This is a genomic window from Pseudomonas sp. EB271-G4-1 (assembly GCF_058791355.1).
Genome location: NZ_JBYTEO010000022.1, coordinates 23877 through 45254, shown reverse-complemented (window position 1 = coordinate 45254; position 21378 = coordinate 23877). Strand labels below are relative to the sequence as shown.

Genomic DNA, 21378 nt, shown 5'->3' with positions numbered 1-21378 from the left:
CCTGACAACCAACCACTGCAGGTGATGAACCATGAACCTTTTGCGCTGCTCTCTCGCTGCCCTTGCCTTGACCGTTTGCGCTTCGGCGTTTGCCCATGAAGCCGGTGACCCATCGGAAAAGGTCACGGTATTGCAAGACCAAATGCTGAAAAACGCCCCAGGGAAAAAGGCCTTGATGATTGAGGTTGACTACAAGCCAGGCCAAGCGTCCATCGCCCACAAACACGACGGTACCGCCATGGCCTATGTGCTTTCGGGATCGATCACTTCCCAGGTGAAGGGCGAAAAAGAGGTCACTTACAAGGCTGGCGAGTATTGGTACGAACCTGCCGGTTCGGAACATCTGGTCTCGAAAAATGCCAGCAAAACCAAACCTGCGAAGCTGTTGGTGTTCATGGTGTTGTCACCTGACGAGAAAGTGTTGATCCCCTTGCAAAACTGATCGTCGAACCTGTAGCCATAAATAAAAATGCCCAAACTCTTGATTTGGGCGTCTTTATATCTTCAGGCAATTAACCGCGCTCCGTTAAACCAAACAAAACTATTGTCTATTGGATAAGTGCATAGATTGGCTATTTCAATCAACAACACACGGTTTAGTCTGGAGTGACTGCCGTCCTCATACGGCAACTGTAACTTTCCGACCGAAGTTGTTTCACTGGAGAAACACCATGAAACTTGCGTTCGTCAGTACATTGACCATGGCCGTCCTGATAACCGGTTGCTCAATTCCCACGGCACCTTCAGCGGTGACTCCACTGGAGGGTATCTTTACGCAACCGGTGGGTCGCAGCAGTGCAACGCGCATACCCAACGGCAGCGATGTCACACTTGGCATTGTCTACAGCCGCAATACCCAGGCCAACCGCGCCTACCTGCAGGACTACCAGGCCAATGCCGGCACCGGTTTCGGCCAGAGCCTGCTGGTGCAGTCGATCCATGACGCCTATGTGGCCACGTCAAAACCCGATTTGGCGGTGGACTGGGTCAAGGCCTCTCTAGAACGGCAATTCGGCTCAGTCACGGTATACCCGGACATGCAAAGCCTGCAGGCGGCAAAACCGGACGTGGTGGCCGTCGTCGACAGCCGCAGCCAGTTGATAACCTCGCGCAGTTCGGACATCGAGGCCAATGTCAGCGTGGACTTCTACGATAAGAACCTGAGTTATATCGGCACTGCAAAAGGGCATGATGCGAAGGCGCTAAGTCCTGTATGGGCAGACTTTAAACGCAGCGAAGAGATTGTCGCCGACATTAACGAACAACAGAATGTGCAAGTAAGGGCATTGCAGAAGTTTGACCAGTCGCTCAATAATTTGTTGACCAGGCCGACAGATAAAGTGTCGATGCTTGATGATAACAAGGTTCAGAAGTTGTATTGACCCCGAAGGCCTCTTCGCGGGCAAGCCCGCTCCCACATTAGTTTTGTGTTCGCCGCAAACCCATGTGGGAGCGAGCCTGCTCGCGAAGGGGCCCGAACAGACACGACAAAAACATCGGCCGAAAAAAAGCCCCGCATCTCTCAATGCGGGGCTTTTTCATTCAACGCCTGATCAGGCCGCCGGTTCCAGCTCGGCGCTGACAGCGGCAGTGACAGGCACTACCGCTTGCCCGCTCAGAGCCAGGTCCAGCAGCTCACGGTTGGCCACCGCGTACATGGCGTAGTCCGTACCGCTGGCGGCACGGATTTCCACCAGCATCGCGCGCCAGCGTTCGATCATGCTTTCGTGCTGCGCCATCCACAGGGAAAGCCGTGTTTCCACGTCCTGGGTGCCGTCGCCCTGTTGCAGGACCGAGATGGTGATAGCACGTTGCTGCCAGTCCACGTCATCGCGGAACGCTTCACGGGCCAGGGCCTGCCAGTTGTTTTCCACCGGCAAGGCGCTGATCTGTTGGAGGTACCAGGTGATGTCCAGTGCGCTGCCCACGGCGAAGTAGGCCTTGGCCACGTCCGCAGGGTTCTGGCCGGTCACGTCGGAGGCCTCGATGATCGGCAGCAGGGTGTACAGGTGCGAGGTGCCAGCCACCATGCGCGCCAACAACTCCGGGACACCGGCTGCAACGTACGCCTGATAACGCGACTGCCAGTTCTCGCGGATCTCGCCGCTGAGCAGTTCGTCGAGCTTGAGACCCAGCTCCTTGAGGTGCGGACCGAAGTGCGCGACGTCACGGGCAGCGTTCTGCTCGTTGCGACGGGCGCGCAGGAACCAGCGCGTGGCGCGACGGCCCAGGCGCATCAGCTCGTCCATCAGCTCCAGCTGTACGTCGGCGGACACCTGGTAATCCAGGGCTTCGATCTGACGGAACCAGTGCGGGAGGTGGAAAATGTCACGCACGATCACATAGGCGCCAGCCACGTTCGCCGGGCTCATGCCGGTCGACTCCTTGAGTCGTTGCACGAAGGTGATGCCCATGTGGTTGACCAGATCGTTGGCGATCTGGGTGCTGACGATCTCGCGCTTCAGGCGGTGACGGCGCATGGCTTCGGAGAACTTGCTCACCAGGGTCGGCGGGAAAGCGGTTTCCATGTCGCGGGTCAGGTAGTCGTCATCCGGCACCAGGGAGCCCAGCAGCTGCTCCTTGAGGTCGATCTTGCTGTAGGAGATCAGCACCGACAGCTCGGCACGGGTCAGGCCATGGCCCGCCGCGACGCGCTCGTTGATCGCTTCTTCAGCCGGGAGGAACTCGATGGCGCGATCCAGTTTGCCGCGACCTTCCAGATCGTTCATCAGGCGCTTGTATTCGGCAATCCGCGGCAAGGCACGACGGGCTGCCAGGGACAGTGCCTGGGTCTGCTTGTAGTTGTTGCCCAACACCAGGCCACCGACTTCGTCGGTCATGCTCGCCAGCAGCTGGTTGCGCTGCTTGTCGGTCATGTCGCCGGCCTGGACCACTTCGTTCAGCAGGATCTTGATGTTCACTTCGTGGTCGGAGCAGTCCACGCCACCGGCGTTGTCGATGAAGTCGGTGTTGGAGCCGCCGCCGTTGAGGCCGAACTCCACGCGACCCAGCTGGGTCATGCCGAGGTTACCGCCCTCGCCCACCACTTTGCAGCGCAGTTCGTTACCGTTCACGCGCAATGCATCGTTGGCCTTGTCGCCGACATCGGCGTGGCTTTCGCTGCTGGCCTTGACGTACGTACCGATACCGCCGTTCCACAACAGGTCCACCGGTGCCTTGAGCAAGGCGTTCAGCAATTCGGTCGGGGTCAGCTTGTCGGCCTGGATGTCGAAGCGTTCCTGCATCTGCGGGGAAATCGCGATGCTCTTCGCGCTACGGGAGAAGATGCCGCCACCTTCGGACATGATGCTGGTGTCGTAGTCCGACCAGGCCGAACGTGGCAGGTCGAACAGGCGCTGACGCTCGGCGAAACTGGTCGCCGGGTTCGGGTTCGGATCGATGAAGATGTGCAGGTGGTTGAACGCTGCGACCAGTTGCAGCTTGTCCGACATCAACAAGCCGTTACCGAACACGTCACCGGCCATATCGCCGACGCCGACCACGGTGATGCTGTCTTCCTGGACATTGATGCCGCGCTCGCGGAAGTGGCGTTGTACGCCCACCCACGCGCCCTTGGCGGTGATGCCCATTTTCTTGTGGTCGTAACCGGCCGAACCACCGGATGCAAACGCGTCACCCAGCCAGAAGCCGTAGTCGATGGCGATGCCGTTGGCGATGTCGGAGAACGTCGCGGTGCCCTTGTCCGCGGCCACCACCAGGTACGGGTCATCGTCGTCATGGCGCACGACGTTGGTTGGTGGCACCAGCGCACCGTCCTTCAGGTTGTCGGTGATGTCCAACAGGCCGGAAATGAAGATGCGGTAGCAGGCGATGCCCTCGGCCGCGATCTCGTCACGGCTGCCGCCCAGTGGCAGGCGACGCGGCAGGAAGCCGCCCTTCGCACCGACCGGCACGATGACCGAGTTCTTCACTTGCTGGGCTTTTACCAGGCCCAGGACTTCGGTACGGAAGTCTTCTTCACGGTCAGACCAGCGCAAGCCACCACGGGCAACGTTGCCGAAGCGCAGGTGTACGCCTTCGACGCGCGGCGAGTAGACGAAGATTTCGAACTTCGGCACCGGCTTGGGCAGTTCAGGAATCAAGTGCGGATTGAACTTGAAGCTGAAGTACGGCTTGTTATGGCCGTTGGCGTCGGTCTGGTAGAAGTTGGTGCGCAGGGTGGCCTTGATCAGGTCCAGGTAGCGACGCAGGATACGGTCTTCGTTCAACACCTGGACGTCGTCCAGCGCGGTGAGGATCGCGTGTTCCAGGCGCTGCTCCAGATCGTCGCTGCTGAGCTTGCGCGCCAGGTAGAAGCGGGTCTTGAACAACCGGGTCAATTCGCGAGCGATGTCGGTGTGGTTGTTCAGGGTGCTGGCGATGTAGCCCAGGTCGAAGCCCAGGCGGATCTGCTTCAGGTAACGGGCGTAGGCACGCAGCAGCGCCACGTCACGCCACGGCAGGCCGGCGGTCAGTACCAAGCGGTTGAACGCATCGTTCTCGGCATCGCCACGCACGATGTGGACGAACGCGTCCTGCAGGGTGTCGTTGAGTTGCTGGATGTCCAGGTCCAGGCCTTCGGCTGCGGTGAAGGCGAAGTCGTGGATCCAGAACTCGCGGCCATTGTTGTGACGCAGGTGGTACGGGAATTCACCCAGCACGCGCAGGCCGAGGTTTTCCAGGATTGGCAACACGTCGGACAGCGCCAGTGGCGTGTCGGCGTGGTACAGCTTGCAGTGCAGCTCACGCTGGCCCACTTGACCCAGTGGCTGGTAGAAGCTCATCACCAGCGGATTTTTTTCGCTGAGGTTCAGCAGGTGCTGCATGTCGACCACAGCCGAATGGGCGGCGAATCGTTCGCGGTAACCGGCCGGGAAGCCTTTCGGGAAGTCGGCCAACACGTTGGTGCCGTGGGCTTCACCGAAGGTTTCGACGGTCAGGGCCGAGTAATCGTCCTGCCAGCTGCGGCACGCCTGGATCACTTCGTTTTCCAGTTGCTGCGGGTCGATGTCGATGCGGTTTTTCGGGTCGACGCGCAAAATCAGTTGCACGCGGGCCAGCACGGACTCGGAGAAGAAGGTCCAGAACTCGCAATCCGAGGCCTTGAGGCGATCCATCAGCACTTGCTGGATCTTCTGCCGCACTTCGGTGGAGTAGATATCACGCGGCACGTAGGCCAGGCAGTAGCAGAAGCGACCGTATGGGTCCTTGCGCAGGAACACGCGGATCTTGTTGCGTTCCTGGATCTGCACGATCGACATCACGGTGCTGAACAGCTCGTCCACCGGGGTCTGGAACAGGTCGTCGCGTGGCAGGACTTCGAGCACCTGCGCCAGTTCCTTGCCCAGGTGAGCCTTGGCCTGGAAACCCGAACGGCGTTCGATTTCCGCGACCTTGCGGCGGATATACGGGATGACCCGCACGCTCTCGCCATACACCGAGGAGGTGTACAGGCCCATGAAACGGCATTCCTTGATGACCTTGCCGTTGGCGTCGATTTCACGGATCGACACGTAGTCCGGGTAAGCCGGACGGTGTACACGGCTTGGATGTGCGGCCTTGGCGAACGACAGCAGGGTCGGTTCGCGCAGGTAGTTCACGGCGTAGTCTTCGATGCGCAGGTCATCGTAGCTCAGGCCGGCGCGCAGCAGTTTGGTCAGGCCGAGGAAGGAATTCTTGTCATAGACGATGTGGCCGCCATCGGCTTCATCGCTGACCACGAACTCTTCATAGCCGAGGAAGGTAAAGTGGTTGCCCACCAGCCATTCCAGGAAACTCTTGATTTCGCTCTTTTCGTCGGCATCGACGGCGAACTGGCTGTTGTCCAGGTTGGTGAGGATTTCCTGGACCTTGGCCTTCATCGGTTCGAAATCGCCGACCGCGACACGCACTTCTGCCAGCACCTGCTCCAGCTCTTTGCTCAGCACGTTCAGTTCGGCCGGATTGGCGCACCGGTCGATTTCCAGGTACATCAGCGACTCGTGCAACACGTCGTCGCCCTGGGTGCCTTTGGGCAGGATTTCGAGCAACTCGCCCTTGCTGCCACGACGCACGCTCAGCACGGTGGTTTGCAGGGTGTGGATGCTATAGCCGCGGCGGTTCAGCTCGGTACGCACCGAGTCCACCAGGAACGGCAGGTCATGGTGTAGCACTTCGACCGCGGTGTGGGTCGACTGCCAGCCGTGACGTTCGTAATCGGGGTTGTAGACGCGCACTTGCGGTTGCGCGTGATCGAAGCGCTCAAGCAGGCGCCACGCAGAAAGAGTACAGCCAGCGAGGTCAGACAACCGACGTTGGGTCAGTTCATCCAGGGAAATGATGCCGAAGAATTGTTCAGCGAACAGCGCCACTTGTGGCAGTGCCTGTTCACTGATGTGCTGCGCCAGTGCCGCTTGCAGTTGGTGCTGGAAGTCGGCTTTGCTGGCTGCGGTGAAGAACGCCATCTGTGGTACTCCGCTTGGGCTTGTTATTGATGGAAGCGTCGCGTGCTATTCCCCTGTCAGGGGCTACCCGTCACCCTGTTCCTGATTCTCGGGCAGAGGAAACAGGGTGACAGGTGGGTGAAGCTAAACGAGACACTCGGGTCACATTCACCTTCCGTGAATGGGCATCTGCAAAAGCGACTGGGTTGCGGGCAACGCAATGCCTTTACGGGTGCTCATCCGTTGCGCAGCTTAACGAGTGCGGCAAGGCCCATGCTTGCGATGCTGCGACATATTCGGTCAACGGTACGCTGCTCTTTGCATGCGCATCGAACAACACTAGCAGTCGTACAGGAAAATGACGGTTTTACGGGACTTCCGTACCAGAAATGACCGGTAACACCTTCCTCACCCACAGCAGACTCTGACACTCGAACGAGCAGAAATTCGCGTGGGCTGGCAGAATTACCACCTAATCGCCTTCACAACGCTCGTCGAGCCAGGAAATACCCATGCAAATGACCACCGCCCTCTTGATCGTCAACTCGTGCGATGACGAAGAAGACAACATGGCCATGCTCTGCTGTCACAGCGACAAGGGCGAAATGTTCCTGATGAGCCGTTACCCGGATGAGGACGAGCTGGAAATCACCCTCGATGGTGAGCCTTCGACCCTCGACGGCGTGAAAGTCACCCTCAGCCCTACGCTGCTTAAGGTCGAAATTGCTGCCGCGGATGCCGATGCGTTGAATGGGGATGATGTGCTGGAGATCACCTTTAACCCGGACATGGTGGACCTGGCTGAAGTGGAAGAAACTTTGCAGAACATTCTAAAAGGGACCGGAACCTATATCAGCGAACTGCGCTGATTCTTCCCTTGCGCCACTGATCGTTCCCATGCTCTGCGTGGGAATGCAGCCCGGGACGCTCTGCGTCCCATGGGAACGCGGAGCGTCCCTTGAGGCGTTCCCACGCAGAGCGTGGGAACGATCTGTACAGTTTCGCCAGTCATTTCCCCCACTTTGCGCAAAATGCCGTTAGTCGCCGCCCCCCGCGATGGATTAAAGTAACGCCCCCAGCCCTGGCGTTATATGAACGTCTTCGGTCACCCTTTCCAGGAACAGTCATCGATGGAACATCGTGAAGCGCTGCTCGCGCTGCGAACCTTTCTTTCAACGCAGATTCTCGGCCAGGAAAAACTCATCGAGCGCTTGCTCATCGCCCTGCTTGCCGACGGCCACATGCTGGTAGAGGGTGCTCCCGGCCTGGCCAAGACCAAGGCCATCAAGGAATTGGCAGAAGGCATCGAAGCGCAGTTCCATCGCATCCAGTTCACCCCCGACCTGTTGCCAGCCGACATCACCGGCACCGAGATCTACCGTCCTGAAACCGGCAGCTTCGTGTTCCAGCAAGGCCCGATCTTCCATAACCTGGTGCTGGCGGACGAAATCAACCGCGCCCCGGCCAAGGTTCAATCGGCCTTGCTCGAAGCCATGGCCGAGCGCCAGGTCAGCGTCGGACGCAGTACCTATGAGTTGTCGCCGCTGTTCCTGGTGATGGCCACGCAAAACCCCATCGAGCAGGAAGGCACCTACCCGCTGCCGGAAGCCCAGCTCGATCGTTTCCTGATGCACGTGAAAATCGGCTTTCCCGATGCCGCCGTCGAACGACGAATCCTGCAGCAGGCCCGAGGCGAAGCCCTCAATGGCGAAACCAAGCCTGAACGCCGGGTCAGCCAGCAGGCGATCTTCGCCGCGCGCAAGGAAATTCTCGGCCTGTACATGGCCGATGCCGTGGAGGAATACCTGGTGCAACTGGTCATGGCCACCCGCACCCCGGGCAAGTTCGACCCGGAAATGGCCGAGTGGATTGCCTACGGCGCCAGCCCTCGCGGCTCGATTGCCCTGGACCGCTGCGCCCGGGCACACGCCTGGCTGGCCGGGCGCGACTTTGTCAGCCCGGAAGACATTCAGGCAGTGTTGTTCGATGTGCTGCGCCATCGCATCATCCTGTCGTTTGAAGCCGAGGCTGCCGGGATCGACCAGGATCGGGTGGTCCAGCGCATTCTCGACGTCGTTGCTGTCGCTTGAGTCCGATGAACGCCCTCCTGCCGCCCCAGCCGGGCATCCGCGTCACGCTCGCCGAGCTGATCGAGATGCGCCACCGCGTGCGCGAAGTGCAGCTGTTCTCCACGCCGAGCCAGCGCAGCCCGCTGATCGGCCTGCACCACTCCAAGCTGCGGGGCCGTGGGGTGGATTTCGATCAGGTGCGGGTTTACCAGGCCGGCGACGACGTGCGCACCATCGACTGGCGTGTGACTGCGCGCACCCAGGAACCCCACACCAAGCTATTTCATGAAGAACGCGAGCGGCCGATCTTCATCATGGTCGAGCAAAGTCGGCGCTTGTTCTTCGGCTCGGGGCTGATGTTCAAGTCGGTGCTGGCCGCCCAGGCCGCGAGCCTGATTGGCTGGGCCGCGCTGGGGCATAACGACCGGGTCGGCGGCCTGGTGTTCGGCGACAACGAGCATTACGAAATCAAGCCAAGGCGAAGCAAACAGAGCCTGCTGCAGTTGCTCAACCGCCTGGTACGGGTCAATCAGTCGCTGCACACCGAAAGCGAGCCTGATCGCGATGCGTTTGGCATTGCCTTGCGCCGTGCGCGCGAAGTATTGCGTCCTGGCAGCCTGGTGATTGTGATCTGCGATGAGCGTGCCTTGTCCGGCAACGCCGAACAGCAGCTGAGCCTGCTGTCGCGCCATTGCGACCTGTTGCTGCTGCCAGTATCCGATCCGCTGGACCATGCCCTGCCCGCCGCCGGGCTGTTGCGCTTCGCCGAGCGTGGCGCACAACTGGAACTCGACACGCTCAACTTCGACCTGCGCCAAACGTACCGTGCCCAGGCCGAAGACCGCATCGCCCGCTGGGAGTTACTGGCGCAGAAGCTGCGGGTGTTGCTGATGCCGTTGAGCACGCAAAGTGAAATGGTCGAGCAATTGCGTGAGTACCTCAACCCACAGAAGCCGGGAAAAGGTCGATGAACGGTCTCGAGCAACTGCAGCCACTGATTTTCCCGCCCCCCGTGGACTTCTGGCCACCGGCCCCGGGCTGGTGGTTACTGCTGCTGTTGCTGCCGGCCATCGGTTTCGGCCTGTGGAAACTGCGGCACCTGTGGCCAGGCAAGCCGCCGGTCGCGCCCGTCGAACAACCCCTGGACCCGGTGCGCGTGGCCGCACTGGCGGAACTGGCGCGCATGCCCAAGCCTTACGACGGTGCGCCCGCCGGTGCCTGGCTGCAGCAGCTCAATGGCCTGCTCAAGCGCCTGTGCCGCAACCATTATCCCTACAGCCAGAGCCATACCCTCAATGGCCGCAAATGGCTGGCTTTTCTCGATAACCGCTGCCCCGCTGCCGGCCTGACCCGTTGGATGGTGCTGGTCGAAGGCGCCTACAAGCCCGAATGCAAGCTCGACGACAAGGCCATCGCCGGCTTGACCCAGGCAGTCGACACCTGGATTCGCAAACATGTTTGAGTTCGCCTGGCCGTGGATCTTCGCCCTGCTGCCGTTGCCCTGGCTGATGCGGGTGCTGTTGCCGGTAGCCGACAGTGGCGAACCGGCGCTCAAGGTCAGCTTTCTCAGCGACCTCGAAGGCCTCGCTCGCCGCCGGGCCCGCGCCAACCTGCCCGCCTGGCGCCAACAGGCACCGTTCCTGCTGCTCTGGTTGCTATTGCTGAGCGCCGCTGCGCGTCCGCAATGGCTCGGCGAACCACTACCGATTGCTGCCAGTGGGCGCGATCTGCTGGTGGCGGTGGATGTGTCCGGTTCGATGGACTTTCCCGATATGCAGTGGCAGGGCGATGAGGTCAGCCGCCTCACGCTGGTCCAGCATTTACTTGGCGATTTCCTCGAAAGTCGCGACGGCGACCGGGTCGGCCTGATTCTCTTTGGCAGCCGGGCGTACGTGCAGGCACCCCTGACATTTGACCGGCATACCGTGCGCGTCTGGCTCGACGAAGCGCGCATCGGCATCGCTGGCAAGAACACCGCCATCGGCGACGCCATCGGCCTGGCCGTCAAGCGCCTGCGGCAACGTCCGGCGCAAAGTCGCGTGCTGATCCTGGTGACCGATGGCGCCAACAACGGTGGCGAAATCGACCCGCTCACCGCCGCACGCCTGGCGGCCAGGGAAGGCGTGAAAATCTACCCGATCGGTATTGGCGCGGACCCGGAACAAAGCGGCACACCGGGTTTCCTGGGGATCAATCCGAGCCTGGATCTTGACGAACCCACCTTGAAAGCGATCGCCGATGCCACCGGCGGCCAGTACTTCCGCGCTCAAGATGGCAAGCAATTGCAATCGATCAAGGCCACCCTCGACCAACTCGAGCCTGTGACCCAGCAACCGACCCAGGCCCGCCCGGCCCAGGCGTTGTATCACTGGCCACTGGCGCTGGCGTTGTTGCTGAGCATGCTGCTGGTGGCTCGCGTGCTGTGGCCGGACAACCCGCTGCAACGACTGTTTACCAAGGATTTGTTCTTGCAAACGCAATTGCCTGACTGGCGCCAGCGCCTCAATCGGCTGCGCCTGCGGAGGCGCCGATGAGCGCACTCTGGCCGTACTGGTTCCGCCCGTGGTGGCTGCTGTTGCTGCCACTGCTTGGCTGGTTGCTCTGGCAACTGTGGCATCGGCAGAAGCGCGCCGGGCGCTGGCAGATGATCCTGCCACCGGCGTTCCATGCGGCGTTGCTCAGTGGCGGCAGCGGCCGCGAAAGCAAACTGCCGTGGGTTGCATTGGGCGTGGCGTGGTTGATCGCTGTCCTCGCATTGCTCGGGCCGAGCTTTGCCCGCGTCGAGCAGATAAGCCAGAAACCCGCCGATCCGTTGGTAGTGATCCTTGAGCTGACGCCGCAGATGCTCGCCACCGACGTTCAGCCAAACCGCCTGGAACAGGCCCGGCGCAAACTCTTCGACCTGCTGCAGAGCCGCAACGATGCACAGACGGCGATCGTCGTCTTCGCCGGCAGCGCCCACACCCTGGTGCCGCTGTCGGACGACCTGTCCACCAGCCGCAACCTGCTCGATGCACTCAAGCCGTCGTTGATGCCCGAAGCCGGACACCGTGCCGACCTGGCGGTGCTCAAGGCACTGGCACTGTTGGAACAGGCAGCACTGGGCGACGGCCGGATCCTGTTGATCGGCACCAGCCTGAGTGAACAGGAGCGCCTGGGCATCAGTCGCGCCTTGAGCGGCAAATCGACGCAATTGCTGATGCTCGGCATCGGTACCACAGAAGGTGCGCCCATTACCCAGGAAGATGGCAGTTTCCTCAAGGATGAACAGGGGGCGATTCTCGTGTCGCGCCTGGATGAACCCGGCTTGAAAGCCTTCCTCAATGACCTGGACGGACACTACCGCCACGCACGCCTGAGCGACGCTGACCTGCGCGCCCTCGGCCTGCTCGACGGTCCGCGCAACTTGCGCAACGACGGCCAGACACTGCGTCTCGATACCTGGGCCGACCAGGGCTACTGGTTGCTCTTGCCACTGCTGTTGCTGGCGGCCTGCGCCGGTCGTCGCGGCTGGTTGCTCTGCCTGCCGCTGTTGCTGATGCTGCCGCAACCGGGCTATGCGTTCGACTTTCAGGACCTGTGGTTGCGCCCCGACCAGCAGGGCTTGCACTTGCTCAAGCAGAAACGCCCGGCCGAGGCTGCCCGGCACTTCGAAGATCATCAGTGGCAAGGCGTTGCCCTCTACGAAGCCGGCGACTACAGTGGCGCCGCCCAGCGGTTCGCCGAAGGCAACGACGCCCATGCTCACTACAATCGTGGCAACGCCCTGGCCAGGAGTGGCGAGCTGGAAGCGGCACTGGATGCTTACGAGCAAGCCCTTGAACGCCAACCGGACCTGCGTCCGGCGCTGACCAACAAGGCCTTGGTGGAGAGCCTGCTCAAGCAGAAGGCCGCAACGCCACCCCCTGACAAAGCCGCCGATGAGGCGACCAGCGATCTCGAGCAGCAAGCACCACCCAGTGACGCTGCGCAACCGTCGAAAGCCGGTGAGCCCGAAACGGCTGGCGAACCAACGCAGGCAACCACCGAGCCCTCCGCCACCACGCCCCCGCGCCCTGGCACCAATGAGGTTCCGGGAAGCGAACTGGGAGACGAACAGCACACCGTTGCGCCCATGCGCCCGGCCAGCGACAGCATCGACGGCGAGCAGCAGCAGGCACTGGAGCAATGGCTAAGGCAAATTCCGGATGATCCGGGGGAATTGCTCCGGCGCAAATTCTGGTACGAACAGCAACAACATCAGGATCAGGGAAAAACTCGATGACCCGCTTCACCGCCTTCACGCTTGCCCCGCTGCCCGCCCTGCTGCTCTGCGTCATGCAGACCCAGGCAGCCGAGCTGGTCGCCAGTGTCGACAGGGCTCGCCTGAACTCCGGCGAGACGATCGAACTGACCCTGGAATCCAACGACGTGACCCAGTTCGGCAAGCCCGACCTGACACCCCTGGAGCCAATGTTCGAAGTGCGTGGCACCCGCCAGGTCAACCAGTTGAACACCCTCAACGGCGACAACCAGGCCACCACCCGCTGGATCATCACCCTGCTGCCCTTGCAAAATGGCACCGTGGTGATCCCTGCGCTCAAGCTGGGCGACGTGCAGAGCCAGCCGATCACCGTGCAAGTGATCGAGAGCGACCCACAGGCGAACCCGGACAAACAGGCGCCGGTGTTCATCGACGCCAGCCTCGATCAAACCAGCGTGTATGTGCAGGCCCAGGCCATCCTGACCTTGCGCATCTACCATTCGGTGTCTCTGTACGACGACAGCAGCCTGCCGCCCTTGCAAATTCCTGATGCCCGCATCGAGCAGTTGGGCGAGTCGCGCACCTACGAGAAAGACATCAACGGCATACGCCACGGCGTCATCGAGATGCGCTACGCGATCTACCCGCAACACAGCGGCGAGCTGATCATCCCGGCGCAGATATTCAATGCCGCGCTGGTAGACGCGCAACCCGTCCAGGACGCCAGCGCCCAGGCGCCGAAATCCGGCAAATTGATGCGCGTCAGTTCCGGCCAACTGCTGTTGACGGTCAAGGCGAAACCCGTCACCTACCCCGCCGACCTGCCCTGGCTGCCGGCTCGCAGCCTGACGCTCAGCGAAAGCTGGAACCCGGAACCGGAACACGTTCAGGTCGGTGACTCGCTCACCCGCAGTCTCACGGTCAAGGCCGAAGGCCTGGGCAGCTCGCAACTGCCGCCACTGCCCGGCACCGAGGCCAGTGGCTTGCGGCGCTATCCCGATCAACCGGTGCTGGGTAACCAGAACAGCGAGCGAGGCCTGGTTGGCAGTCGCGAAGACCGCGAAGCGCTGGTGCCTTCGCGCAGCGGCGCCATTGAGCTGCCTTCGGTCGAGGTGGTCTGGTGGAACACCTTCGAAGACCATCTGGAGCACACCAGCCTGCCCGCCCGGACCTTGCAGGTGGCCGCCAATCCAAGTTTGCTGGTCGACACCCCGGCCGGCACCTCGGCACTCGACAGCGGCGCCAGCAACGAAACCCTCTGGCGCTGGAAACTCAGCAGCCTGATCCTGGCCTGCACCACCCTGCTGGGATTCGGCCTCTGGTGGCGGGCGCGCTCGCAACCGGCCATCCAGCGTGCGGCGCAAACCGGCCCGAGCCCCCGTACCGTGCTCGACGACCTCAAGCGTGCCTGCCAGGCCAACGACCCCCACGCCACCCGCCAGGCGCTCGACGCCTGGGCCCGCCAGCAGCCGGAAACCCTGGCCGACATGGCCGCCCGCTTCGTCCCTCTGTCCGACGCCCTCGACGGCCTGAACGGCGCGCTCTACAGCGAAACCGGCCAGCACTGGCAAGGGGAAGACCTGTGGCGGGCGATTCGTACGATCCCGATAGCCGAACGGGTTCAGGACCCGGTTGGGGACAGTGGGTTGCCGCCACTTTATCCGAAGTAACACCCCCTCTGTAGGAGCCGGCTTGCTGGCGATAGCGGTGTGTCAGGCACCATCGAAGTCCATTCGACCCACCGCTATCGCCAGCAAGCCGGCTCCTACAGGTCTACGCGCAGTGTCTGACCACACCCACCCCGTTTGCCAGTAAACTCTCCCCCTTTAGCCGTTGTCATTTTTCCCCGCGGCCATCACCTTTTTTCCTACGGAGTTCGCCTTGCGTCTGTTCCACACCTCCGACTGGCACCTCGGGCAGAATCTGCACGGCCAGGATCGCGACTTTGAGCACGGCTGTTTTTTCGACTGGCTGCTGCGCCAGCTCAAGCTGGATCAGCCGGATGTGCTGCTGATCGCCGGCGATATCTTCGACACGGTCAACCCGCCAGTCAAAGCCCAGGAACGTCTTTACGACTTCATCGTCAGCGCCCATGAGCAGCAACCGTTGCTGACCATCGTGATGATCGCCGGCAACCACGATTCCGGTTCGCGGATCGAACTGCCCGCGCCCTTGATGCGCCGTTTGCGTACTCACGCCCTGGGGCGTGTGCTGTGGCTGGATGACGGGCAACTGGACGCCGAACGCCTGTTGCTGCCACTGCCCGATGCCCGGGGTGAAATTGCCGCCTGGTGCCTGGCGCTACCGTTCCTGCGCCCAGCCGAAGTGACGGGCGCGCATTTGGGCGATGACTACCTGCGCGGCATCGGCCAGGTTCATGAATGGCTGATCGAAGCGGCCAATGCCAAGCGCCAGCCCGGTCAAGCGCTGATCGCCATCAGCCATGCGCACATGGCCGGCGGTTCGGTGTCGGAGGATTCCGAGCGCAGCCTGATCATCGGCAACGCCGAAGCCCTGCCCGCCAGCCTGTTCGGGCCGACCATCAGCTACGTCGCCCTGGGGCATTTGCACAAGCCACAGAAGGTCAATGGCGAGGCGCGCATTCGCTACAGCGGCTCGCCGATACCCCTGTCATTCTCGGAGATCGGCTACCAGCACCAGATTCTCGACATCACACTCGATGGCGAAACGCTGGTCAGCGTCGAACCGAAACTGATCCCCCGCGCCGTCAACCTGCAGCGTATCGGCCCTGCGCCCCTGGCTGACATCCTGGTGCAACTGGCTGACCTGCCCATCATCGACCTGTTGGCCGACTACCAGCGCCAACCCTGGCTGGAAGTGCGAGTGCGCCTGGACGAGCCGCAACCGGATTTGCGTCATCAAGTGGAAAGCGCCCTGCAGGGCAAAGCCGTGCGCCTGGTACGCATCGCCGCCGAATACGCGGGCAATGGCAGCCGGGAAGGCGCCGATAACGGTGCCGGGTTGATTGAGCTGGACCAGCTCACGCCCCAGGAACTGTTCAGCCGCGCCTGGCAGGACAACTACGGCAGCGAGGTCGATGAGCAAACCCTCAAGGACTTTGCCGAGCTGCTGCAAGACGTGCAGATGGAGGACGAACAGCCATGAAGATCCTTGCCATCCGCCTGAAGAACCTCGCCTCACTGGCCGGTCCGTTTGAAATCGACTTCACCGCCGAGCCCCTTGCCAGTGCCGGACTGTTCGCCATTACCGGCCCGACCGGCGCGGGCAAGAGCACCCTGCTCGACGCGTTGTGCTTGGCGCTTTTCGGTGCCGTGCCGCGCCTGAACAACACCGGGCGCGACGCCAAGGTGCCGGACGCCGATGGCGAAATCGGCACCGGTGACCCACGCACCCTGCTGCGTCGCGGCACGGGCGAAGGCTATGCCGAAGTGGATTTCGTCGGCATCGATGGCCGGCGTTATCGTGCGCGCTGGGAAGCCAATCGCGCCCGGGAAAAGGCCGGCGGCAAGCTGCAAGTCAGTCGCCAGAGCCTGCGCGACCTCGATCAGGATCAACTGCTGGCCAGCCAGAAAGGTGAATACAAGACCCAGCTCGAGGCCGCGCTGGGGCTGAATTTCGAGCAGTTCACCCGGGCCGTGCTGTTGGCGCAGAGCGAGTTCAGTGCCTTCCTCAAGGCCGATGACAACGACCGCAGCGAATTGTTGGAAAAACTCACCGACACCGCGCTCTACACTCGCTTGGGCCGTCGAGCGTTCGACAAGACCAAAGAAGCCCGCGAAGCGCACAAACTGCTGCAGGATCAGGCCAGCGGTGTCACGCCGCTGGCGCCTGAGGCGCGCGCCGAGCTCGATGAGCGCTTTCATGCCGCGCAACAGCAACTGAAATTGCAGCAGGCACAGCTCAAGCAGCTCGAGCTGCAAGACACCTGGCTCAAAGAACTGCGCCGTTTGCATGACGCGCAACTGGCCGCCGCCGAACAACTGCACACTGCCCAACACACTTGGGAAAGCCTGGCTGGCGAGCGCTTGAAGCTGACACGCCTCGAACAGCTGGCCCCGCAGCGGCACCAGTTCGCCCGCAAGGCCGAGGTCGATTCGCTACTCACGCCCTTGGCAGAGCAGATTGCCCAGCATACCCGGCAACATGGCGAACTCAGCGAGCGTCAGGCGCTACTGGAACAGCAACTGGGGGCAACGCGGATCGCCCTGGGCGAGGCACAGCAACGACAAACCGAATGTGCGCCGCTGTTGCGCCAGGCTTTCGAGGAACAAAGCACCCTCGCCCGCCTGGCCAAGGACGCGACCCTGAGCGCCGAAGCCAAGCAGGCCGCCGAACAGGCCTGCACCCAAGGGCAGCAAGCGATTCAAACCTTGCACGAGCAACAGGCCCGGGCGACCGAACACTTGCAACGCATGGCGGCCGATCTGGCCCAAAGCGCTCATCTAGCGCCGTTGAGCGATGCCTGGAATGCCTACCGTGATCGCCTGCAACAGCTGATGTTGATCGGCAATCGATTGAACAAGGGCCAGGCGGAACTGGCGAACCTCGAACAAAATGCCGAACGCACCGCACAAGCCTTCGCAGCGCAGAAACAGCAACTGGAGGTGCTGTTCAAAGAGGCTGGCGCCGAGCCGGATGCCGTCGCCGAGCAGATCGGTATCCTTGGCAGCCTGTTGCAGGACAACCGCAAGCAACTGCGTGCCATCGAAGATCTGACCCGGCTGTGGGACAGCCAACAAGACCTGGACAAGCGCGGCGCCGAGTTGCAACAACGCCAGGTCGCCGCGCAACAGGAACGTGAGCGCCTGACCCAGGACGGGGTAAAGACCAAGGCTGAACTTACCGTCGCCGAGCAAACCCTGACGGTCACCCGCGACCTGCTGGAACGCCAGCGCCTGGCCCGCAGCGCCAGCGTCGAGGAACTGCGCGCGCAATTGCACGATGACCAACCCTGCCCGGTCTGCGGCAGCCATGAGCATCCCTATCATCAACCGGAAGCCCTGTTGCAAAGTTTGGGGCGCTTTGATGAAAGCGAACAGGCCACTGCGCAAAAAGCGGTCGACCTGCTCAAGGAAAAACTTGGCGAACTGCGCGCCGAAGTGGGCGGGTTGATCGCCCAGCAAAAAGAATTGCTGCAACAGCAGGAACAACTGGCGAGCGCGCAGCAAGCCCTGGCGCCCAGCCTTCAAGCGCATCCGTTGGCCACCACACTGCTCAATCAGGATGCCGACAAACGCGGCGCCTGGCTCAGCCAGCAAAACAGTCAGTTGAACCAGAGCATCACCCAGGACGAACAACGGCAAACCGCCCTGCTCACCTTGCAACAGGATGCTGCGCGTCTGACCCAGCAATTGCGCCACGCCGAAACCGCGCATCAGAGCGCGGCCCAGCACCTGGACAATCAACGGCGTGAACTGGGCAATGACCGTCAGCGCTTGGACGAAGAACTCAGCGCATTCGCCAGCCTGCTGCCAGCCGATACCCTGGAAGCACTTCGCACTGAACCCGCCGCGACCTTCATGCAACTTGATCGGCAGATCGCCGAGCGCCTGGCACAACTCGATCAGCAAAAGGAAGAGCTGGCCGAACAGCAACAGCGTCAGCAACAGCTTGAGAAGGAACAGGATCGGCAGCAGACCCGCGTGCAGCAATTGCAAATCGTTGAGCAGCAGTTCAATGCGCTGGCCGCACAACAACAGGCCAGCCAGCAGGCGCTTGGACAATTGCTCGGCTCGCACGGCAGCGCCGAGCAGTGGCAGCAGCAGCTTGAGCAGGACGTTGAACAGGCGCGTAACGCCGAAACCACGACGGCCACGGAACTGCAAAACCTACTCACCCAACGGGTGCGAATCGCGGCCGAACTCAAGGCGCAGCAAGAGCGTTTGCACACACTGGAAAGCGAAAACCGCGAACTGAGCGGCAAAATCGCCGAATGGCGCGCCCGTCATCCAGAACTGGGTGACGGTGGCCTTGAAGACCTGCTGCAGGTCGACGATGCCCATGTGAGCGAACTACGCCAACGCTTGCAACTCAGCGAAAAAGCCATCGAACAGGCCAACGTCCTGCTCCAGGAACGCGACAAGCGTTTGCTCGATCACAAGGCGCAGCACATCGGCGACCTGGATGACGAGCAACTCGCCAACGCGCTCACTGAGTTGCAGAACCAGTTCACCGTCAGCGAACAACGTTGCGCCGAACTGCGTGCCGAACAGGCCGAGGATCAACGCCGGCAGAATGCCAATCAGGCCCTGGCGCAACAGATCGCCGACGCGTACACCGAGTACCAGCGCTGGGCTCGCTTGAATGCGCTGATCGGTTCGGCCACCGGCGATACCTTCCGCAAGATCGCCCAGGCCTACAACCTCGACCTGCTGGTACACCACGCCAACGTGCAATTGCGCCAACTGGTGCGGCGCTACCGCCTCAAGCGCGGCGGGAGCATGCTGGGCTTGCTGGTGATGGACACCGAGATGGGCGACGAACTGCGCTCGGTGCATTCATTGTCTGGCGGCGAAACCTTCCTGGTGTCGCTGGCCCTGGCGTTGGGCCTGGCATCGATGGCCTCGAGCACGCTGAAGATCGAATCGCTGTTCATCGACGAAGGTTTCGGCAGCCTCGATCCGGAGTCCCTGCAATTGGCCATGGACGCCCTCGACGGCTTGCAGGCCCAGGGGCGCAAGGTCGCGGTGATTTCCCATGTGCAGGAAATGCATGAGCGGATTCCGGTGCAGATCCAGGTCCGCCGCCAAGGTAACGGCTTGAGCACCCTGGAGGTGAAATGACCACCCTCTACTCGTTCCGTCGTTGCCCTTACGCCATGCGGGCACGCATGGCGCTACGCTACAGCGAAGTGGCCGTGGACATTGTCGAAGTCAGCCTGAAGGCCAAACCCGCCGAGATGCTCGCATTGTCGAGCAAAGGCACGGTTCCGGTATTGAACGTAGACGGCCAGGTCATTGATGAAAGCCTGGAGATTATGCGCTGGGCCCTGTCACAGTATGATCCGCAGGATTGGCTGCTCAAGGATGATCCGCAAGGGCAGCTCGCCATCGAGGCGTTGATCGAGGAGAACGATCAGGTCTTCAAGGTGCATCTGAACCGCTACAAGTACGCTGAACGCTATCCGCAACAGCCGATGGCTTTTTACCGCGCCGAGGGTGAGGTGTTCCTGCGTAGGCTGGATGAGTTGCTGGACGGTCGCGATTATCTGCTGGCCGACCACCCGACCCTGGCCGACGTGGCGCTGATGCCGTTCATACGGCAATTCGCCCATGTCGATCGCGAGTGGTTCGCGCAAACGCCCTATCGACGGCTGCAGGACTGGTTGCAGCGGTTTCTGGCGTCGGCGTTGTTTACATCGGTGATGGCGAAATAACCCGATCCTTGTAGGAGCGAGCATGCTCGCGATAAACCCGAGGGCGCCGCGGGGTATCAGGCACCCCACGTAATCGTTGACGACCATCGCGAGCGTGCTCGCCCCTACAGGAATCGGGGTTTCAGGCCAATACCTCGCACATGCCAATCACCGAGCAATCCACCTGGAACGGCCCGAAAAACCCGCTATCGGGCTCGTGTGGCGGGTTGCCCGCGAGCATCCCCATGGCCTTGGCGATCTCGATGTTGCGCGCGATGTTGTGGTTGGCCTCGATGGCCCGTGCCACCCCGCCTATTGACCCGTGCCCGATCCCCAGCAGGGAAAAGCCATTGGTTATGAATGCCAGGAAGGCGATAAGCAAAAGTTTGCAACGGTTCATGCTCCGGCCACTCCCGCCAGTTCGGCCGGATCGACCATCGCCTGTTGTGCGCGATGTTCAAACTGGATGCCAGGGTGCGCGACGTGAATCGGCGGCTCGACGGTTTGCCGCGACTGCGGCGAAAGACTGACAACCAGCACCATGACCAAATAGAGACCGATTGCCACGTAGGCGCCGTATTTGGCAGAGGTGATGATGGTGCTGGCCATGATGAACTCCGTGGACATGTTTCAGAGTCCATAGAATCAATCAAAAAAGCAGCGGTAACCAACGAGTCTGATGCATAGCAAATATCAACTTCGTTGATCATTGAGCCAGTCTATCTCAGTCTTCAATAAAACTGATCATGCGCTCGCGCGCAGCGTCGGGTTCGCCGGGAATGGGGTCGGCAGCAGACAGGATCGGGGTCGAATAGAGGAACAACAGCACCACGGCAAGACGCATCGTCATTTTGGCAATCCTTTTCTTGAGAAGGAGGAGTCAAAAAATCAGCGTCAAATTTAGAGATATGGCCACCTGATATCAAGCATTACATCGATGGCTAAATGATATTGTCGCAAACGCGTTATGCAGGAGCGACATCACTTCAACGCCTTTCGCTGCCTGGGCTTCGATCGGCAAGTGACTTCGCTCCTGCATAAAAGGCTGCTGGTCGGGTCTTTCAGTGCTGGGTTTTGTGATCCAGGGCGGCGTAGAAGTTGGCGCTCTGTTGCAGGTATTTCTGGGTGTAACTCTGGGCGTGGGCTTTCTTGTCGCTGATTTCAACGTTGGCGCTGGCTGGCAGGGCCACGGTGGCGGAAATGGCGGAAGCGGCGATTACGGAGAAGAGATTGAAGTTCATGCGGATATTCCTCGAAGTCAGTTGGCTTGCTTGCCCGGTGGGGCCGTGAAGCAAACTTAACCCTCGA

At 61.3% G+C, this 21378-nt stretch carries 17 protein-coding genes; 12 read left to right on the top strand and 5 right to left on the bottom strand.

Features of this window, described 5'->3' with window-relative positions; genetic code table 11:
* Positions 1–31: 31 nt before the first annotated feature.
* Both AC3WWR_RS13110 and AC3WWR_RS13105 read left to right on the top strand, forming a co-directional pair.
* Positions 32–442 carry a cupin domain-containing protein gene (locus tag AC3WWR_RS13110; protein ID WP_033044960.1) on the top strand — a complete coding sequence of 137 codons (411 nt, stop codon included), beginning with the start codon at positions 32–34 and terminating at the stop codon, positions 440–442.
* 229 nt (positions 443–671) lie between these two features.
* Positions 672–1382: a hypothetical protein gene (locus AC3WWR_RS13105; protein ID WP_033044958.1), complete on the top strand. Its 711-nt coding sequence runs from the start codon at positions 672–674 to the stop codon at positions 1380–1382.
* A gap of 171 nt (positions 1383–1553) precedes the next feature.
* On the opposite strand, the gene AC3WWR_RS13100 is transcribed toward AC3WWR_RS13105, so the two are convergent.
* Positions 1554–6443: an NAD-glutamate dehydrogenase gene (locus tag AC3WWR_RS13100; RefSeq protein ID WP_492598776.1), complete on the bottom strand. Its 4890-nt coding sequence runs from the start codon at positions 6441–6443 to the stop codon at positions 1554–1556.
* A gap of 491 nt (positions 6444–6934) precedes the next feature.
* Between AC3WWR_RS13100 and AC3WWR_RS13095 the strand changes: the two genes are divergently transcribed.
* The 10 genes from AC3WWR_RS13095 (at position 6935) to AC3WWR_RS13050 (ending at position 20091) form a co-directional block, all read left to right on the top strand.
* Positions 6935–7291, top strand: a complete 357-nt coding sequence (locus AC3WWR_RS13095; RefSeq protein ID WP_033045032.1) for a hypothetical protein — start codon at positions 6935–6937, stop codon at positions 7289–7291.
* Positions 7292–7552: 261 nt separating this feature from the next.
* Positions 7553–8512, top strand: a complete 960-nt coding sequence (locus AC3WWR_RS13090) for an AAA family ATPase (RefSeq protein WP_020800601.1) — start codon at positions 7553–7555, stop codon at positions 8510–8512.
* A gap of 5 nt (positions 8513–8517) precedes the next feature.
* Complete coding sequence (locus AC3WWR_RS13085; protein ID WP_020800600.1) at positions 8518–9462, top strand: DUF58 domain-containing protein; 945 nt, start codon at positions 8518–8520, stop codon at positions 9460–9462.
* Positions 9459–9953 (top strand): DUF4381 domain-containing protein, encoded by a 495-nt coding sequence (locus AC3WWR_RS13080; RefSeq protein WP_020800599.1) that lies wholly within the window; start codon positions 9459–9461, stop codon positions 9951–9953. Before AC3WWR_RS13085 ends, AC3WWR_RS13080 begins: the two co-directional genes overlap by 4 nt.
* The gene (locus tag AC3WWR_RS13075) at positions 9946–11025 is read left to right on the top strand and encodes a vWA domain-containing protein (RefSeq protein WP_033045343.1); all 1080 of its coding nucleotides are present in this window, start codon (positions 9946–9948) and stop codon (positions 11023–11025) included. Before AC3WWR_RS13080 ends, AC3WWR_RS13075 begins: the two co-directional genes overlap by 8 nt.
* Entirely contained in the window at positions 11022–12755 is a 1734-nt protein-coding gene (locus tag AC3WWR_RS13070; RefSeq protein ID WP_151142371.1) for a vWA domain-containing protein, read from the top strand. The genes AC3WWR_RS13075 and AC3WWR_RS13070 overlap by 4 nt, the downstream gene beginning before the upstream one ends.
* On the top strand, positions 12752–14404 hold the full coding sequence (locus AC3WWR_RS13065; protein WP_432669526.1) for a BatD family protein: 1653 nt from the start codon (positions 12752–12754) through the stop codon (positions 14402–14404). The genes AC3WWR_RS13070 and AC3WWR_RS13065 overlap by 4 nt, the downstream gene beginning before the upstream one ends.
* 211 nt (positions 14405–14615) lie before the next feature.
* Positions 14616–15860 (top strand): exonuclease SbcCD subunit D C-terminal domain-containing protein, encoded by a 1245-nt coding sequence (locus AC3WWR_RS13060; RefSeq protein WP_033045340.1) that lies wholly within the window; start codon positions 14616–14618, stop codon positions 15858–15860.
* Positions 15857–19498: an AAA family ATPase gene (locus AC3WWR_RS13055; protein WP_492598775.1), complete on the top strand. Its 3642-nt coding sequence runs from the start codon at positions 15857–15859 to the stop codon at positions 19496–19498. Before AC3WWR_RS13060 ends, AC3WWR_RS13055 begins: the two co-directional genes overlap by 4 nt.
* Positions 19495–20091, top strand: coding sequence for a glutathione S-transferase (locus AC3WWR_RS13050; protein WP_033045338.1), 597 nt, complete (start codon positions 19495–19497; stop codon positions 20089–20091). Before AC3WWR_RS13055 ends, AC3WWR_RS13050 begins: the two co-directional genes overlap by 4 nt.
* Before the next feature lie 121 nt (positions 20092–20212).
* Here the strand turns inward: AC3WWR_RS13050 and AC3WWR_RS13045 are convergent, their stop codons facing one another.
* From AC3WWR_RS13045 to AC3WWR_RS13030, 4 genes are all read right to left on the bottom strand, one after another.
* Positions 20213–20470 carry a hypothetical protein gene (locus AC3WWR_RS13045; RefSeq protein ID WP_020799319.1) on the bottom strand — a complete coding sequence of 86 codons (258 nt, stop codon included), beginning with the start codon at positions 20468–20470 and terminating at the stop codon, positions 20213–20215.
* The gene (locus AC3WWR_RS13040; protein ID WP_492598774.1) at positions 20467–20679 is read right to left on the bottom strand and encodes a hypothetical protein; all 213 of its coding nucleotides are present in this window, start codon (positions 20677–20679) and stop codon (positions 20467–20469) included. Before AC3WWR_RS13040 ends, AC3WWR_RS13045 begins: the two co-directional genes overlap by 4 nt.
* A 115-nt stretch (positions 20680–20794) precedes the next feature.
* Complete coding sequence (locus AC3WWR_RS13035; protein ID WP_020799317.1) at positions 20795–20920, bottom strand: hypothetical protein; 126 nt, start codon at positions 20918–20920, stop codon at positions 20795–20797.
* A gap of 211 nt (positions 20921–21131) precedes the next feature.
* Positions 21132–21311 carry a hypothetical protein gene (locus AC3WWR_RS13030; protein WP_020799315.1) on the bottom strand — a complete coding sequence of 60 codons (180 nt, stop codon included), beginning with the start codon at positions 21309–21311 and terminating at the stop codon, positions 21132–21134.
* Positions 21312–21378 lie beyond the last annotated feature (67 nt).

Coding starts and splice junctions, on each gene's coding strand:
- AC3WWR_RS13110 (WP_033044960.1), top strand. CDS start 32: ATGAACCTTTTGCGCTGCTCTCTCGCTGCCCTTGCCTTGACCGTTTGC.
- AC3WWR_RS13105 (WP_033044958.1), top strand. CDS start 672: ATGAAACTTGCGTTCGTCAGTACATTGACCATGGCCGTCCTGATAACC.
- AC3WWR_RS13100 (WP_492598776.1), bottom strand. CDS start 6,443: ATGGCGTTCTTCACCGCAGCCAGCAAAGCCGACTTCCAGCACCAACTG.
- AC3WWR_RS13095 (WP_033045032.1), top strand. CDS start 6,935: ATGCAAATGACCACCGCCCTCTTGATCGTCAACTCGTGCGATGACGAA.
- AC3WWR_RS13090 (WP_020800601.1), top strand. CDS start 7,553: ATGGAACATCGTGAAGCGCTGCTCGCGCTGCGAACCTTTCTTTCAACG.
- AC3WWR_RS13085 (WP_020800600.1), top strand. CDS start 8,518: ATGAACGCCCTCCTGCCGCCCCAGCCGGGCATCCGCGTCACGCTCGCC.
- AC3WWR_RS13080 (WP_020800599.1), top strand. CDS start 9,459: ATGAACGGTCTCGAGCAACTGCAGCCACTGATTTTCCCGCCCCCCGTG.
- AC3WWR_RS13075 (WP_033045343.1), top strand. CDS start 9,946: ATGTTTGAGTTCGCCTGGCCGTGGATCTTCGCCCTGCTGCCGTTGCCC.
- AC3WWR_RS13070 (WP_151142371.1), top strand. CDS start 11,022: ATGAGCGCACTCTGGCCGTACTGGTTCCGCCCGTGGTGGCTGCTGTTG.
- AC3WWR_RS13065 (WP_432669526.1), top strand. CDS start 12,752: ATGACCCGCTTCACCGCCTTCACGCTTGCCCCGCTGCCCGCCCTGCTG.
- AC3WWR_RS13055 (WP_492598775.1), top strand. CDS start 15,857: ATGAAGATCCTTGCCATCCGCCTGAAGAACCTCGCCTCACTGGCCGGT.
- AC3WWR_RS13050 (WP_033045338.1), top strand. CDS start 19,495: ATGACCACCCTCTACTCGTTCCGTCGTTGCCCTTACGCCATGCGGGCA.
- AC3WWR_RS13045 (WP_020799319.1), bottom strand. CDS start 20,470: ATGAACCGTTGCAAACTTTTGCTTATCGCCTTCCTGGCATTCATAACC.
- AC3WWR_RS13040 (WP_492598774.1), bottom strand. CDS start 20,679: ATGGCCAGCACCATCATCACCTCTGCCAAATACGGCGCCTACGTGGCA.
- AC3WWR_RS13035 (WP_020799317.1), bottom strand. CDS start 20,920: ATGACGATGCGTCTTGCCGTGGTGCTGTTGTTCCTCTATTCGACCCCG.
- AC3WWR_RS13030 (WP_020799315.1), bottom strand. CDS start 21,311: ATGAACTTCAATCTCTTCTCCGTAATCGCCGCTTCCGCCATTTCCGCC.